General features: G+C 35.1%; 10 protein-coding genes. 8 read left to right on the forward strand and 2 right to left on the reverse strand.

Going from position 1 to position 16600, the window contains the following annotated elements; genetic code table 11:
- Positions 1-9 precede the first annotated feature (9 nt).
- From ACSBO6_RS05510 to ACSBO6_RS05520, 3 genes are all read left to right on the forward strand, one after another.
- The gene (locus ACSBO6_RS05510; RefSeq protein WP_498844307.1) at positions 10-1227 is read left to right on the forward strand and encodes an acyl-CoA dehydrogenase family protein; all 1218 of its coding nucleotides are present in this window, start codon (positions 10-12) and stop codon (positions 1225-1227) included.
- 86 nt (positions 1228-1313) lie between these two features.
- Complete coding sequence (locus ACSBO6_RS05515) at positions 1314-2972, forward strand: thiamine pyrophosphate-dependent enzyme (RefSeq protein ID WP_498844308.1); 1659 nt, start codon at positions 1314-1316, stop codon at positions 2970-2972.
- 59 nt (positions 2973-3031) lie between these two features.
- Positions 3032-4474, forward strand: a complete 1443-nt coding sequence (locus ACSBO6_RS05520; RefSeq protein ID WP_498844309.1) for an aldehyde dehydrogenase family protein — start codon at positions 3032-3034, stop codon at positions 4472-4474.
- A gap of 245 nt (positions 4475-4719) precedes the next feature.
- On the opposite strand, the gene ACSBO6_RS05525 is transcribed toward ACSBO6_RS05520, so the two are convergent.
- Entirely contained in the window at positions 4720-6102 is a 1383-nt protein-coding gene (locus ACSBO6_RS05525) for a sigma-54 interaction domain-containing protein (protein WP_498844310.1), read from the reverse strand.
- Between the two features lie 240 nt (positions 6103-6342).
- Here ACSBO6_RS05525 and ACSBO6_RS05530 point away from each other — a divergent pair, with 240 nt between their 5' ends.
- From ACSBO6_RS05530 to ACSBO6_RS05545, 4 genes are all read left to right on the forward strand, one after another.
- Complete coding sequence (locus ACSBO6_RS05530) at positions 6343-7368, forward strand: aromatic ring-hydroxylating oxygenase subunit alpha (protein ID WP_498844311.1); 1026 nt, start codon at positions 6343-6345, stop codon at positions 7366-7368.
- Positions 7369-7477: 109 nt separating this feature from the next.
- On the forward strand, positions 7478-7669 hold the full coding sequence (locus ACSBO6_RS05535; RefSeq protein ID WP_498844312.1) for a DUF3311 domain-containing protein: 192 nt from the start codon (positions 7478-7480) through the stop codon (positions 7667-7669).
- Entirely contained in the window at positions 7669-9159 is a 1491-nt protein-coding gene (locus tag ACSBO6_RS05540) for a sodium:solute symporter family protein (protein ID WP_498844313.1), read from the forward strand. Before ACSBO6_RS05535 ends, ACSBO6_RS05540 begins: the two co-directional genes overlap by 1 nt.
- A 33-nt stretch (positions 9160-9192) precedes the next feature.
- Positions 9193-11181: an oxidoreductase gene (locus ACSBO6_RS05545; protein WP_498844314.1), complete on the forward strand. Its 1989-nt coding sequence runs from the start codon at positions 9193-9195 to the stop codon at positions 11179-11181.
- A 185-nt stretch (positions 11182-11366) separates the two neighbouring features.
- Here the strand turns inward: ACSBO6_RS05545 and ACSBO6_RS05550 are convergent, their stop codons facing one another.
- Positions 11367-12263, reverse strand: coding sequence for a LysR family transcriptional regulator (locus tag ACSBO6_RS05550; protein ID WP_498844315.1), 897 nt, complete (start codon positions 12261-12263; stop codon positions 11367-11369).
- Positions 12264-12392: 129 nt separating this feature from the next.
- On the opposite strand from ACSBO6_RS05550, the gene ACSBO6_RS05555 reads away from it, so the two are divergent.
- Positions 12393-15980 carry a bifunctional 2',3'-cyclic-nucleotide 2'-phosphodiesterase/3'-nucleotidase gene (locus tag ACSBO6_RS05555; protein WP_498844316.1) on the forward strand — a complete coding sequence of 1196 codons (3588 nt, stop codon included), beginning with the start codon at positions 12393-12395 and terminating at the stop codon, positions 15978-15980.
- Positions 15981-16600 lie beyond the last annotated feature (620 nt).

Genomic DNA, 16600 nt, shown 5'->3' on the forward strand with positions numbered 1-16600 from the left:
GGAAGTAACATGAATTTTTCATTAACAGAAGAACAAAAAAGTGTCAGAAAGGTAGTTAGATCATTTGTAGACCGAGAAATTATACCGTTCATTAAGGAATGGGACGAAAAAGGTCATTTTGAAGCAAATATTTTAAAAAGACTTGCTGATTTAGAACTAATGGGCGTATGTATTCCTGAGCAATATGGTGGAGTTGGAATGGACTATAATACTTTAGCAATCATTTGCGAGGAATTAGAGCGAGGAGATACAGCTTTCCGTACTGCTGTTTCCGTACATACCGGATTAAATAGCATGACATTATTACAATGGGGAACAGAAGAACAAAAGAAAAAGTATCTAGTTCCTCAAGCACAAGGGAAGAAAATTGGTGCATTTGGATTAACTGAACCTAATGCAGGATCTGATGTAGTGGCGATGGCAACAACTGCTGTAAAAGATGGAGATAGCTATATTTTAAATGGATCAAAAACATGGATTTCTTTATGTGATGTAGCTGACCACTTCTTAATTTTTGCGAAGACAAATCATGATCTAAAACATCATGGTATTTCCTGCTTTATTGTAGAACGCTCATTTGAAGGCGTTTCTACTAAGGCGATCAAAGGAAAAATGGGAATTAGAGCAGGGAATACTGGTGAAGTATTTTTAGATGATGTAAGAGTCCCAGCTGAAAACTTACTAGGTTTCGAAGGCGAAGGATTTAAAATTGCAATGTCTGCGCTTGATAACGGACGATTTACAGTTGCGGCTGGTGCTTGTGGATTAATCCAAGCATCACTTGAAGCAAGCGTAAAATATTGTCATGAACGAAAAACATTTGGTAAAGAAATCGGTAAACATCAACTAGTACAACAAATGATCGCTAAAATGTCATCAAACCTAGAAATCTCACGTCTATTAGTCTATAAAGCTGGCTGGTTAAAAAATAATGGAAAACGTAACACTAGAGAAACGTCACTGGCAAAATGGATTTCTTGTAATGCAGCAAATGAAGCAGCAAATGATGCTGTACAAATTCATGGTGCATATGGATTTTCAAATGAGTTCCCGGTAGAACGTTATTTAAGAAACTCAAAAGCACCAGTAATCTATGAAGGAACAAGAGAGGTTCATACAATTATGCAAGCAGAATATGAACTTGGTTATAGAGAAGATAAGGTTTTAAGAAAAATGCTACCAGCTTGGCCATTTGAAGAAGTTAATGTAGAGACTATTAAATCATAATGGAATAATTCTAGTCAGCTAATGGATAGCTAGTTAGATAGGATGATCGTTCAATTTAATTGCATAGTAGAAGGGAGTGCTTAGCAATGAAAATTAGTGGAGGAAAAGCAGTCGTCAAAGTTTTAGCAAAGGAAAGGGTAAAAAATGTTTTTTGTGTACCCGGTGAGAGTTATCTAGGAGTAATGGATGCGTTATATGAGCATCCAGAAATTAAGTTGATTTCAGCTAGGCACGAAGGTGGAGCTTCGTTTATGGCGGAAGGCTATGCGAAAGCATCTGGTGAAGTAGGCGTCTGTATGGCAACTCGTGGAGTAGGAGCTTCGAACCTGGCGATTGGCATTCATACTGCTAGTCAGGATTCTACGCCGCTAGTTGCGCTAATTGGACAAGTGGAGCGCCCATTTAAAGAAAAAGAAGCATTTCAAGAAGTCAATTTAGTAGGGATGTTTAGCCATTTATGCAAATGGACAGTAGAGATTGATCGAGTAGAACGAATACCAGAACTTTTACATCGTGCATTTCATATTGCTCGTTCAGGTCGCCCAGGTCCTGTGTTAGTTGCATTACCTCATGACATGCTTGAAGACACTGCCGAAATGGTGGAGAGCACGGTGTATCAGTCTCAGCCAACTCGCCCAAATAAAGAGAGCGTTCTTCATGTAGTAGAAATGATTCAAAACGCAAATCGTCCGATTCTTATAGCAGGCGGAGGGGTAATTCGCTCGCAAGCTGTTCCATTACTAGTTAAATTTGCTGAAACTCTTCAAATACCAGTCGTTACTGCATTCCGTAGATTTGATGCATTTCCAAACTCTCATTCTTGTTATGCGGGCTGGCTTGGCTTTGGGACTCCGAAGTATTTACTTGAAGCGATTGACAATGCAGACTTGGTTATCGCACTAGGTACAAGATTTTCACAAGTAGGAACGCAGGATTATTCATTGCTTTCAGGAAAAGGAAAACTGATTCACATTGATATTTCAGAGGATGTAATAGGAAAAGTTTACGCTCCTTCTTTAGCAGTAACAGCTGATGCGAAAGTTTTTTTAGAGGAAGCAGTAACAGCTTCCTTATCAACACCATTATCTTCAGATGAAATGCATGTAGAAAAGCTGCATAGCGAATACATGAACTTTTCAAAGGCGAAGGAAGATTACACAGACGAATATGTAGACATGGATGGATTTATGTATGATATCGTATCGCATCTTCCAAAAGATACGATTATTACGAATGATGCAGGGAATTTCTTTGGATGGCTTTCTCGATATTATCGCTTTGAGCATGAAAATACATATGTCGGACCAACATCTGGAGCGATGGGATATGGGTTACCTGCTGCGATTGGTGCAAAACTAGCACAGCCACATAAAACAGTTGTTTCCTTCTCAGGAGATGGGGGATTCATGATGACACTGCAGGAAATCGAAACAGCAGTGCGCTACAACATTCCAGTCATTTCAATTGTAGTGAACAACAATTTGTATGGAACGATTCGTACGCATCAAGAAAAACATTTTCCAGATCGAGTAATTGGAACAGAGCTATCTAACCCGAATTTTGCTGAACTTGCAAAATTGTTTGGTGCATTCGGACAAAAGGTCGAAAAAAATTCTGATTTTGCACCAGCGCTACAAAGGGCACTTGCATCAGGTCGTCCAGCTGTGATCGAAGTTGTAACAAATCCAAAAATTTTATCTGTTGGTCAAGACAAGTCTAAATTGAATTTACTTTATAGCAAATAAAATAGATTGCTAAAAATGGGCTCTATTAGTATAAAAATAATCTAATTGGGGGAAAAGACATGCGTTTTGCAAACTATATTAATGGACAATGGAAACAACCCACTTTAGGGGAATATCGGGAAAATAATAGCCCACATAATGGAGAGTCATTAGGCGAATTTCCTTCAAGTTCTGTTGAAGATGCACGTGAAGGTATTCTTGCTGCCAAAACGGCCTTTCAGTCGTGGAAGAAACTTTCATATCAACAACGAGCTTCATATCTTCAAAAAGCAGCTGATATATTAAAAGAAAGAGTCCATGAAGTAGGACGTGATCTAGCGCTAGAAGAAGGAAAAACACTTGCAGAAGGTATTGGTGAAACGCAACGAGCGATCAGCATTCTTGAATATTTTGCAGGAGAAGCTAGACAGCCGGTTGGAGAAGTGATTCCTTCGGGTAATCCAAATACATTCTTATATACAACTCGTACACCAATAGGACCAATTGGATTAATTACTCCTTGGAATTTTCCTATTGCAATACCTGTATGGAAAATGGCGCCAGCACTTGTTTACGGAAATACGGTAGTTATTAAACCAGCGGATTTGACACCAAAATCAGTATATCATGTAATAAAAGCCCTTGATGAGGCTGGTATTCCAGCAGGGGTTGTAAATTGTGTATTTGGTCGAGGATCGGTTGTTGGAACTGAATTAGTTGAACATCCATATATTAAAGCGATTTCTTTTACAGGTTCAAATCAAGTAGGAAATCAGATTCAGCAGAAGGCGTCAGCAAAAGGAAAGAAAGTTCAGATGGAATTAGGTGGGAAAAATCCACTGATTGTTCTTGCCGATGCAGATATCAAAAAAGCAGTTGAAATAGCTGTAAGCGGTGCTTTCAGATCTACCGGTCAAAAATGTACAGCAACGAGTAGGGTCATTGTCGAAGAGTCAATTTATGAAGCATTTCGTGACAGACTTGTAGAACGTACGAAGACATTAAAAGTCGGTAACCCACTCGATGAAGATACATATGTTGGTCCTGCGGTATCTCAAACACAACTAGACAGCGTGCTCGCTATGATTGAAGCAGGAAAAGATGAAGCCACTTTATTATATGGTGGTGAAGTTCCAGCGGAAGATGAACTGAAAAATGGGTTCTATGTACAGCCTACTATCTTTGAAAATGTCTCACCTGATGCTCGTATTGCTCGAGGAGAAATTTTCGGACCAGTTATAGCGCTCTTTAAGGTGAAAAACTATGAAGAAGCGGTAGACATGGCGAATGATACTGAATATGGCTTAAGCGCAGCAATTTGTACAAATAATTTTACAATCGCACAGCGTTTTGTAGAAGATATTGAGGTTGGACTAGTACACATAAACAATGAGACAGCAGGATCGGAGCCACAAGTGCCTTTTGGCGGCTGCAAAAGTTCAAGTACTGGTTCACGTGAACAAGGAAAGACAGCAATAGACTTTTATACACAGGTGAAAACAGTTTATATGGATCAAATGTAATAGGTTCGGTTTTCATAAAATAACAAGAGGGGGTGTCTCATTTGTCGCATGGGACGCTCTCTTTTTTTTGTAAAAATACTAAAGAGAGGGATCACGGAGGCGGTTTTCATTTAATTTTATAGCTTTTTTTAAAATTAATTCCAGCGTAGATTGAACTTGACACGATACTGCTTACCTATGCGAATATTTCTAAATAAAAGATGGTGCCCTTGTACATTTAGACACCATCTTTTATTTGTAACTCTCTATTTATAGAAGTCTAATTCACTACAATACTTACGAACTAATCTTGCTGCTTTTGACTGACTAATCTCTAAGTCTTCTGCTACTTTTCTTGTATTTCTATATTTTGTATAGGAATTAATCACAATGTTTTTCTCAACTTCCTCTAGTGAAGCGATAAGCGAACAATCGCTAATTTCTTCTTTGGTTGAACTTTCCTTTTTATTTTCAATTAACAGGTCAGTCAAATCCTCAATTTTTATAATGCCATCACTAGTCACGACGAGGCTTTCAAGCATATTTTCTAATTGTCGTATATTTCCCGGCCATGAATAGTTGTAAAATGTATTCAAAGCTTCTTCAGAAATGATCGTATTTAAGTGGTGTTTGCGATTAAACTCTGATAGGAAATGATAGGTTAGTGGAATGATATCTTCTTTTCTTTCTCGTAATGGTGGAATCTTTATATTAACGACATGAAGGCGATAATATAAGTCTTCTCTGAATTCCTTATTTTGCACCATTTCATATAAGTTTCGATTTGTTGCAGAAAGGATACGGATATTGACTTTTTTAGATTGTTTGCCTCCAACAGGCATAAATTCAAATTCTTGAATAACTTTTAGAAGTTTTGCTTGAACTTTTGGTGATATATCTCCAATTTCATCTAAAAATACGGTTCCACCGTCTGCAAGTTCTAAAAGTCCCTGTTTGCCCCCCTTTGTTGCCCCAGTAAATGCCCCATCTCTATATCCGAAAAGTTCTGATTCTAGTAGTTCTTCAGGAATAGTTGCACAGTTTAAAGATAAAAAAGGAGCTTTACTTCGATTGCTCTTCTGATGGATATATTTTGCGATTACGCCTTTTCCTGTACCAGATTCACCTTGAATTAATACGGTTGCATCTACTTTAGCAACTTTTTCACAAATTTTAACGATATTACTCATTTCCTTGTTATTTGTAATGATATTGTTTTTATAAATCGCAGCTTGATCAGCTTCGTTACATTCCTGTTCATCAGGTATGTATAAGTCCTTATAGCTTGCATCTTGTGAAGTTGTGATAATTAGCTCAATTTCTTGCTGATCATTTAGTAACGGAATTGCAGTTGTGATGATTTCTTTTCCTACATAACTTATTTGTTTCATTATGACTGTTTTCTTTTCTTTCAGTAAGCGTGGGAGAATAAGTGGTTTCCAATATTCTTTTGAAATTAATTCATCGTTTGATTTTCCTACTACGTCCTTCAGTTTGATTCCATAATGTCTTTCACAAGCTTTATTCATGTACACAATACGGGCATCTTTATCAAGTACATAAAATTCATTAGGAGAATTGTCCAAAATCTTATGTAGGATCTCATTACTAATCTCAATTTTTTTCTTGTCATTTGTAGTATTCGTCAAAACGTATACCTCCTCTGAATCATTGTTAATCTAAAAATTAGTAAGTTGAGTTAAAATTGACTGAATTGAGTAAATTATAAGACAATTAGATTGATTTGGAAATAGATAAATAGTGTTATCTCCTTTCGTAAAAGGTAATGCAAAATTGGCACAAATCTTGCTTAATTAAATTAATAAAGGATGGATTCAGTTTCAAATGAAATCCAAATAATGATAAAGCTAAAAGGAGGAATCATTATTATGTCTACAAGGGAAACACATACTTTAGAAACTTCATTGCCGTATAAAAATTATGTGAGCCAAGAGGTGTTCGATACGGAGAGAAAAAAGATTTTCAGTAAAAATTGGATCTTCGTAGGTCACACTAGTCAGGTTAAAAACGTTGGTGACTTTTTCACGTTTGAAGTTGCTGGTGAATCGATTTTGGTTACACATGCTAATGATGGTAAAATACGCGCTTTTTATAATATTTGCCCGCATCGTGGTACAAAAGTGGAGCAAAGTGATTCAGGAAATAAAAAAGTCCTACAATGTATTTATCATGGATGGACCTTTAAATTAGATGGTCAAGTCAATCGAGCACCAAACTTTAAAAATATTGATCTAGGAGAATATAACTGTTTGAAATCGATTCAATTAGAAGTACATCGCTCGATGATATTTGTTAACTTAAATAGGAAAGCTCTAGCATTTTCTGTTGAATATGGAGAGTTAGTAAACGAACTAAGTCGTTATCCTTTTATGGATTCATTAAAATTAGTAAAAGAAAACCGTCGTCTGATTAAGGCAAATTGGAAAGCTGTAGTTGATAATTTCTTAGAGTGCGATCATTGTCCAGTTGCACATCCATCATTTTCAAAAACATTTGATTTATCCAATTACAGCATTGTGCCTTGTGATAAATTCTCATACCAGTGTTCAAATGTTAAAGACCAAGATGATAGCTTAACACGGTTCTACTGGATTTGGCCAAATATGATGTTGAGTGTATTTCCTGGAAGTGGAAATATGACAACAACACAACTGATTCCAATAGATGCCAACCAAACGCTTGCAGTATATCGCTATTTCTTTATGAATGAAGAAATTACAAAAGAAGAAGAGGAAATGATTAAATTTGTGGATCAAGTGCGAGAAGAGGATTTTGATTTAGTAGAGTTATTACAAACTGGTTTACATTCTCAAGCATTTGAAAATGGTATTTTTTCTCCTACAGAGAATGCGATGCAACATTTCCATGAGATGATTAAAGAAGCGATCGGTTAAGTTTTAGTTTAATATTTTGAAAACGTTTTATTTCTAGCTATTATCTTAATCTATCAACTGTATTTTTCATATTTATCTAGTCCCAGGAAATAGAAGGAGAGGGTATCAAATGAAAAAATTACTGTATATATTAAGTGCAGTACCAGCAATTGGATCGCTCACAGTTATTAATAAAGTTGAGCCATATGTTCTAGGAATGCCATTTGTTCTCTTTTGGACGATTCTATGGGTTTTTCTTACATCTATCTTTTTATTAGTCGTAAATAAACTGGATCCTGCTAATAAGGGAGGGGATGAATAGTGAATGCGGCATTAATCGTAATTCTTGGCTTTTTAGCTTTATCGATTTGGTTAGGTTTACAAGCACGTAAAGGTAAAGAGATGACTTTTGAGCAGTGGTCAATTGGTGGACGAGGCTTTGGATCACTATTCGTTTTTCTTTTACTGGCTGGAGAAATGTTTACGACATTTACTTTTATGGGGGCATCGGGAAGTGCCTATTCGTTTGGAATGCCAGCAGTATATGCTTTTAATGCCTTTTATTTTGTTGTAGCTTATTGGCTATTACCTCCTGTTTGGAAGTATGCAAAGGAAAATAATGTTGTGTCACAATCTGATTTTTATACAAAAAAGTATAATAGTTCAGCGCTTGGAGTTCTCGTTTCAGTCATAAGTATCATTTCTATTATTCCATATTTGACAATGCAGCTAAAAGGGTTAGGTATTATTGTTTCAGAGGCTTCTTACGGAAAAATCTCGCAGAGTATGGCTATAACAATTGCTGTAGTTGCAATAACAATTTATGTAACAGTTTCGGGAATTCATGGTTCAGCTTGGACTGCTGTTATTAAAGATACGCTGATTTTATTTGTTGTCATCTTTGTAGGAATTTATTTTCCTGTACATTATTATGGTGGTTTTCAGTCAATGTTTGAGGCGATTCAAACTGCAAAACCTGATTTGATGATATTTCCCAAAAAAGGTCTAAGTGTCTCTTGGTTTATTACAACTAGTATCATGTTAGCTCTTTCGTTCTATATGTTTCCTCATATGCTCATGGGGATTTTCTCTTCAAAGAGTGCAAAAGCACTTCGCTGGAATGCTGCATTTATGCCAATCTATCAAATCATAATTGTCTTTTCTTTATTTGTTGGATTCGCTGCTATTCTTCAAGTTCCATCATTAAAAGGTGGAGATGTAGATTTAGCATTATTTAAACTCGCGAAGATATCATTTGATCCTTGGTTTGTGGGTGTCATTGGCGCTGCAGGAGCTTTAGCTGCACTTATTCCAAGTTCATTAGTATTAACATCCGCTGCCACGATCCTCTCTAAAAATGTTTACAAAGCATTGAAACCAAATACAACAGACGATCAGCTTGTTAAATTAACTAGGGTTTTAGTCCCTATACTTGCGCTAGTAACACTCTACTTTACGTTAAACGGTGGAAATACAATTATGACTCTGTATATTATGGCATATAGCTTTATGGCGCAGTTATTCCCAGCATTGTATTTTAGTCTTTGGAAAAAAAATCCGGTAACAGTTCAAGGAGTGGCCACAGGCATCATAGTTGGAGTTGCTGCAGTTACTTATTCCACCACAACTGGCACAACGCTAGCAACTTTGTTTCCAGCGTTTCCTCATGTCATACAAGATATCGATGTTGGTTTAGTTGTAATGGTTATTAATTTTGCTGTCACGCTAATAGTCAGTAAAGTGACTAGAAGACCTAAGTTTGTAGTAGAAAAGAATGACCGCATCCTTACTAATTTCCGAGAAAATGTATAAAGGTGTATTTTAGGAGAAAGGAAGTGGTCAATTATGACTCAATTTAAACACCTATTCTCAAAAGTGACTATTGGACATACTGAACTTAAAAATAGAATTTTATCAACCGCACATCAAACTAATTATGTAGAAAATGGCATTCCTACGCAAGAAATGACTGCCTATCATGTTGCTCGTGCGAAGGGTGGGGCGGGACTGATTATTCTTGAAGCAGCTGCAGTTCACCCATCGGGCATGCTTACTTCACATACGATAGCAGGATTTGATGAAAAAGTGGTACAAGCATATAGTGAAATCGCAAAACAACTTCATCAATATGGCACGAAAGTTTTTAGTCAACTATTTCATGGAGGTAGAGAAGTAGTATCAAGTGATTACCGTAATGCTGCTTGGGCACCTTCTTCGGAGCCAAGTTTTCGATTTGGAATCATGCCTAGACCTATGAACATTGATGAAATTAAAGATGTTATAAAGGGGTATGCTTATTCAGCCTTATTAGCTAAAAAAGCTGGTCTGGACGGTGTAGAAGTTTGTTGTTCCCATGGTTATTTACCAGCTCAATTTTGGTCAAGCCATACTAACTATCGAACTGATGAATACGGTGGAACCTTTGAAAATAGAATGCGTTTTATAGTAGAAATAGTACAAAGTATTTGGGAACAGGTTGGTGAAGATTTTACTGTAGGGATTCGAATGAGTGCAGATGAAATGACAATGGACGGCACAAATGTATCAGACGCTGTGAAAATCGTTGAGCATTTAGTTGAAAATGTTCGAGTAGATTTTATAAATGTAACATCTGGTGACTCAAGTACATACGCAGGATCAACTCATATTGTTCCACCCTCTCCAATCAAACATGCTTATAATTCGTCACATTCATTTAAAATTCGGATGGCAGGAGCAGTTCCAGTGTTTGTCGGCTCCCGAATTATAGACCCGTCGGAAGCTGATAAAATAGTTGGTTCAGGAAAAGCGGATGTTGTTGGCATGACACGAGCTTTAATCGTTGATCCTGAATTACCGAATAAAGCAATGAAAGGTGACTTACATTCAATTGATGCATGTTTAGGCTGTATTCAAGCTTGTATTGGTCACTACTCTAAAGGACTGCCAATCGGATGCGTGCAAAATCCGATGGCAGGTAAAGAAAAAGAATTATTGCCACTTGTTCAAAGTGTTAAGGTAAAACAAAAAGTACTTGTCATTGGTGCAGGTCCTGCTGGATTACATGCTGCCTTAACTGCCGATGGTGAAGGTCATGATGTAATATTAGTTGAACAAAGTGATGAAATTGGTGGACTTCTAAGAAAAATGAGAAAAGCTCCGATGCGCCATGAAGTAGCTGAAACGATGTTAGACAATTATATAAGAAAGCTATCAAATAGCAAGATTACCGTCCAACTAGGAACAAAAATTACGCTTGAGAAAATATCAGAAATAAAACCTGATGTAATCATTTGCGCGGTAGGCTCTAGACCATATTTTCCACATGTAGAAGGCATTGGTGATCCAAGAATCATAACAGTCGATGACCTTTTCAGCGGAAACGCTATACAAATCGGAAGACGTGTGCTAGTTTTTGATTTAATTGGCGATTGGCCAGGTATAGAAGCTGCTATCCATTTAAAAGAGAAAAATCACGACGTTTCCTTGTTTTCCGCTAAAGTACACATTGGCAAAGAATTACATTCATATCTAGTTAATGAATACCTAAAAAGACTCTATCAATTAAAAGTGGACGTTCGCCCGCATTTTGATTTTGGTGGTATTCATAATAATCAAGTCAAAGTGAGGAATCTTTTTACTCATGAGACGGAATTAATAGACGAGTGGGATACGATTGTACTTGCGATGGGACGTGTTCCTAATAATGAGCTATATGAACAAGTGAAACATATGGCTCCAGTCGTTAGACAAATAGGAGACTGTCTTGCTCCTCGCACAATTGAAGAAGCAACGTACGAAGGATTGACATCGGCACTTGAAATAGGAGTTGTTTCTTCTGAGGTACATGTATAAGTGAAACAGATTAAAAGGAACCTAATTAAAAAAAGATTAGGTTCTTTTTAGATTGTTGAAATGAGTACGATATTTTAAATTTTTTGCTTAATATTTTTATAATGTATCATTCTATTTGGATCGTATATTCTACTCTTTTACCAGTAATTAAAGTCATTAATTCATCACTTAATCTTCTAGCATAATCAGCTTTTTTTATTAAATTCACTTCTTAATTCATCAATATACTTTTTATCATCAGATGAAAGAGGAGGATACTGATTTCGAACACATCCAACATAAAAAGGACGATGAAAAGGATTAATCAATTCGATGGCAATGACTTCCCCAGATTGTATGAGTGCTTCATTTTGTACAACAAAGTCTGTGCCAATGGTGATCGCAACATTTTCTTTGACAGCACTTCTAATGCTATCGAGATTATTTGACGTGAATAATATGTCAGTCTTATTTTTTAAAAACTCTTCATAATACCATTTCAAATAATGCTCATCATGAACAACTAAAGTTTCGTTTGTTAAATCGTCTATTGTTAATTGTTTACAATCAGCAAATGGGTGATTTTTACTCACACAAACATTAATTTTAACTTCTTGAAAGATATCGAAGACCATTTCTTTATTCTTTTTTATTAATTCATCGTATATCCAAATTAAACCAAAACGTAAATTTTTTTCTTTTACATCATTTAAAATATCTAATGAATTTTTTCCATGAACTTTAATTTTTGACTTTGGATTTACATCTTTAATCAGTTTGATTAAATTTACTATATAGTGCATTAGTCCAGGAACAGAAGCGATTGTAATCTCATTTTGTATTTCATTACTGTTTATTGCTAACTGTTTTAAATTTTCTGCATGTGCTAGCACATTAAGGGATTTTTCTATTAATTTCTCTCCCTCTGGTGTTGGAAACGTTCCTTGTCGTAAACGAGTAAAAATTTTAAAACCAAATTCTTCTTCTAAATTATTTATAGCTTGAGAGATTGCCGAAACAGAAATATGTTGGTTTTTTGCTGACATAGATAGTGATTTAGTTTTCGAAACATCAACAATATAGGCTAAATGGTCTAAATTCATTTTTTCTCCTTAAGAAATCGTTAACATCGTTTAAGTATAATTAAATATATTTTAACCTATTTTAATTTTATAATAATTTTCGGGAATGATTTTTAACGAAATCCTAATAAACACATAAGGGGAATAATAATGAGGAGAAAGAATCGCACAAATACGAAAGCGTTATCATTTTCGTTAGCTTTATCTTTATTAAGTTTGTCAGTTATGAGTACGCCGGCGTATGCTACACCAAAAAAGGCTGAGCCTGTAAATGTACTTGCATCCAAGAAAAAAGGTGAGAAGGATTTAGTAAATTTCCGAATTATGGAAACGACAGATATCCATACAAATTTATTAAACTATGATTACTACAAGGATGCAGAATATGAAAAAGTTGGCTTAGCTAAAACTGCTACTTTAGTAAAGCAAGCTCGAAAAGAAGTTCAAAATAATGTATTAGTTGATAATGGGGACTTAATACAAGGTACTCCACTCGGAACTTATGAAGCTAAAATTGACCCATTAAAAAAAGGAGAAGTTCATCCTGTATTTAAAGCAATGAACATAATGGGTTATGATATTGCGACTTTAGGTAATCATGAATTTAATTATGGGTTAGACTTTTTAAAGGAAGCATATAATGATGCGGATTTTCCGTACATAAATGCAAACGTTTACGCAGATGATCACGATAACAATCCTAATAATGATCAAAATAAATTTAATCCATATAAAATTATTAAGAAAAAAGTAATTGATGAACAAGGGAAGAAGCAAGTTATTAAAATCGGCTTTATTGGGTTTGTACCACCGCAAATTAATGAGTGGGACAAGGCAAATCTTGATGGAAAAGTTATTACTAAAAATATAGTAGAAACAGCTAAAAAATTCATTCCTAAAATGAGAAAAGACGGTGCAGACGTAATTGTCGCAATGACTCACTCAGGATTTAATGTGAATAAAGAAAATACAGAAGACGTTATTTATTCATTAAGTGAAGTACCTGGTATTGATGCGATTACATTTTCTCATACACATAAAGTCTTTCCAGCAAAAACAGAGGCTACACTTGATGCATTATTTTTAGGTCCAGATAAAAAACCTTTAGCGGGTGTTGATAATGCAAAAGGTACAATCAATGGTGTACCAGCAGTTCAAGCAGGATATGGCGGTGGTTCATTAGGGTTAATTGACTTAACGCTAAAAAAAGAAAAAGGAAAATGGTTAGTAGTAAACTCTCAGTCTTCTACTAGAGAAATTTGGGCTGATGTAAAAGATCCTATTACTGGTAAAACAAAAACCGAGAGTACAGTAGATCCAGATCAAGAAATCGTAAATGCTATTAAACCAAATCATGATGCAACAGTTAAGTATGTAAATACACCAATTGGAACAACTACAGATGATATTCATAGTTACTTTTCATTAATCCAAGATGATCCATCGATTCAAGTTGTTACAAATGCACAAAAATGGTATGTTGAAAAATATATTGCTGAAAAGAAACCAGAATATAAAGAATTACCAATTTTATCAGTAGGAGCACCATTCAAAGCTGGCCGCAATGGTGTAGCAGAATATACTGAGATTAAAAAAGGCGATCTTACAATAAGAAGTGCAGGCGATCTTTATCTTTATGATAATACGTTAAAAGCAATTAAAGTAAAGGGTTCTGTTGTTAAAGAATGGATTGAAATGACGGCAGGTAAATACAATCAAATTGATCCTAATAAAACAGAAGAACAAGCATTATTAAATCCAGCTTTCCCTGTTTATAACTTTGATGTAATTGATGGTGTTAACTATCAAATTGATGTAACAAAACCAGCAAAGTATGATATAAACGGAAATCTAGTTAATAGTAATTCAAGCCGCGTACTAAATTTAACTTATAATGGACAACCCATTGATCTAAATCAGGAATTCATCGTTGTAACAAATAACTATCGTGCAGGTGGCGGTGGTAATTTCCCAGGTGTTAAAGGTAGCGAGCTTGTAGTAGATTCTGCTGATGAAAACCGTCAAATCTTAATGGATTACATTTCCGAATCGAAAACAATTACTCCAACAGCAGATAATAACTGGTCAATCGCACCAATTAGTGGAAATGTAAATGTAACATTTACAACTTCACCAAGAGCGGAAGAATTCATAAAGCCTAATAGTAATATTGCATTTACAAATAAAACTGATAGTGCAGGCTTTGGAATTTTTAAATTAGATTTAAATAGTGCAAAAAAAGAGAATATCAAGGTTCAATTATTAGGCTTAAATGATCTTCATGGTCAGCTTGATACAGATACAAAAATTACGCTTAATGGACAAGAAGTATTAGCTGGCAGCATGGAATACACAGCAGCAGCAATGAAACAACGCGAAGCAGAAAATCCAAATACATTACTTGTCCATGCAGGGGATATGATTGGTGGTAGTCCGTTAATTTCAGCATTATTCCAAGACGAACCAACTGTAGAAGTAATGGAAGCGATGGGATTTGATGTTGGTACAGTAGGAAATCACGAATTTGATGAAGGCATTTCTGAATTAAAGCGAATGATTAACGGCGGCGAGCATCCAAAGGGGACAAAAGGATATGATGGAATGAATTTTCCAATTATCGCTGCGAATGCATATGATACTGCGACAGGGCAATTAATCACAGAACCTTATGCAATCAAAGAAGTTGGTGGTAAAAAGATTGGGTTTATCGGGGTGGTAACACAAGAAACACCAAATATGATTGTACGAAAAGGAAATGAAACACTTGAAATCCGAGATGAGGTAGAAGCAATTAACCATTATACGGATATTCTTAAAAAACAAGGAATTGGAGCAATCGTCGTATTAGCTCATAATCCAACCCTTCAAACAGGTAAAGCCGATTTATATGATGCAACTGATATTGCAGAAAAAGTTGATGATGAAGTCGATGTTATTTTTGCTGCTCATAATCATGTATTTAATGATAAAGAAGTTGATAATAAATTAATCGTACAAGCTTATTCTTATGGCTCTGCATTTTCAAATGTAGATTTAGAATTAGATGCTGTAACAGGCGATATTGTTAAGAAGGAAGCTGAAGTAGTAACAGTTTATCAAAAAGACTATACACCTGACCCAACGATTTCTACGATTATGAAGAAATATGAAGATTTAATCGCACCAATTAAAGCTGAAATTGTTGGTGACTCTATGCAAACTTTACCAAAGGGCTATCCATCTTCTGACACTTATGGCGATTTTGCACTAGGCAACTTAATTGCAGATGGGATGAAAGCTGCGATGAATGCTGACTTCGCAATGATGAACGGTGGAGGAGTTAGAGCACAACTTAACGCTGGTCAAGTTACATTTGGTGATTTATTCGCAATTCAGCCATTTGGAAATGTATTAAATAAAGTAATGCTTAGCGGACAAGACATTGAAGCAGTATTAAATAATCAAATTACAGATAAGGGTTTAGATTTCCATATCGCAGGATTTAAATATACTTGGGATTCAACAACTAGAAAGGTAGTAGACATCTTTTTAAAGGATGGTAGTAAAATTGATCCTACTAAAGAATATTCAGTTGTAGTAAACAACTATATGTACGGTAATATAAAATACGGTATTGGCGAACGTTCAACTAATTTAGAAGTTGGACCAGAAGATCTACAAGCAACAGTAGATTATGTTAAATCACTTCCAAGACCTTTCGTTTATGAGGTAGAAGGAAGAATTAAAAAAGTAAATTAACAATAAAAAGAGCTGTCCAAATCGGTAGAACTGATTTGTGACAGCTTTTTTTAGTTCTGTGTGAAATAATTATTAGGAGCAAAAATATAATTCATTCATTAATCTGGACCATAAATTATTCCTTTTTTGTAACATGTCACGCAAGCTTTCGTTTTAGTAGTTGTTATAATTTAAGTATGTGGAATTCTAGGGGCAAATTTGCTGTTTTGAGAGCAATATAAATATAAAATGGGGTGGATTAATACTTATAGATTTTTAAAGTTTTAAAGGATTTATAGATGATTCTTTGGTAAATTCTACCTTGATTTTCTATCTTATTATGAAAGAAATGACGTGGGCATAATTACACGTCATTTTCTAATTTAAATAAAAGAAAGTGGAATCCAATATAATTTCATTATTTTTCTATTTTGATTAATGTTCTTGATATTCACCCAACTTTTACTCTCCGAAAAAACGAAATTTCGACATTTTTAATAAGGTTTTACTAAAAAATAATACAAAATTCTTTGTTGTTAGATTATTAAATACATATCTTTACATCAGTTTTCTTTAATGAAAATTGATTAAATCGTATAAAATCCCCCAATTTACTCTTTATAAAGGAGCATATACATTTA

It is taken from the genome of Bacillus sp. AL-1R, assembly GCF_052180195.1.
Lineage (GTDB): Bacteria > Bacillota > Bacilli > Bacillales > Bacillaceae_G > Gottfriedia.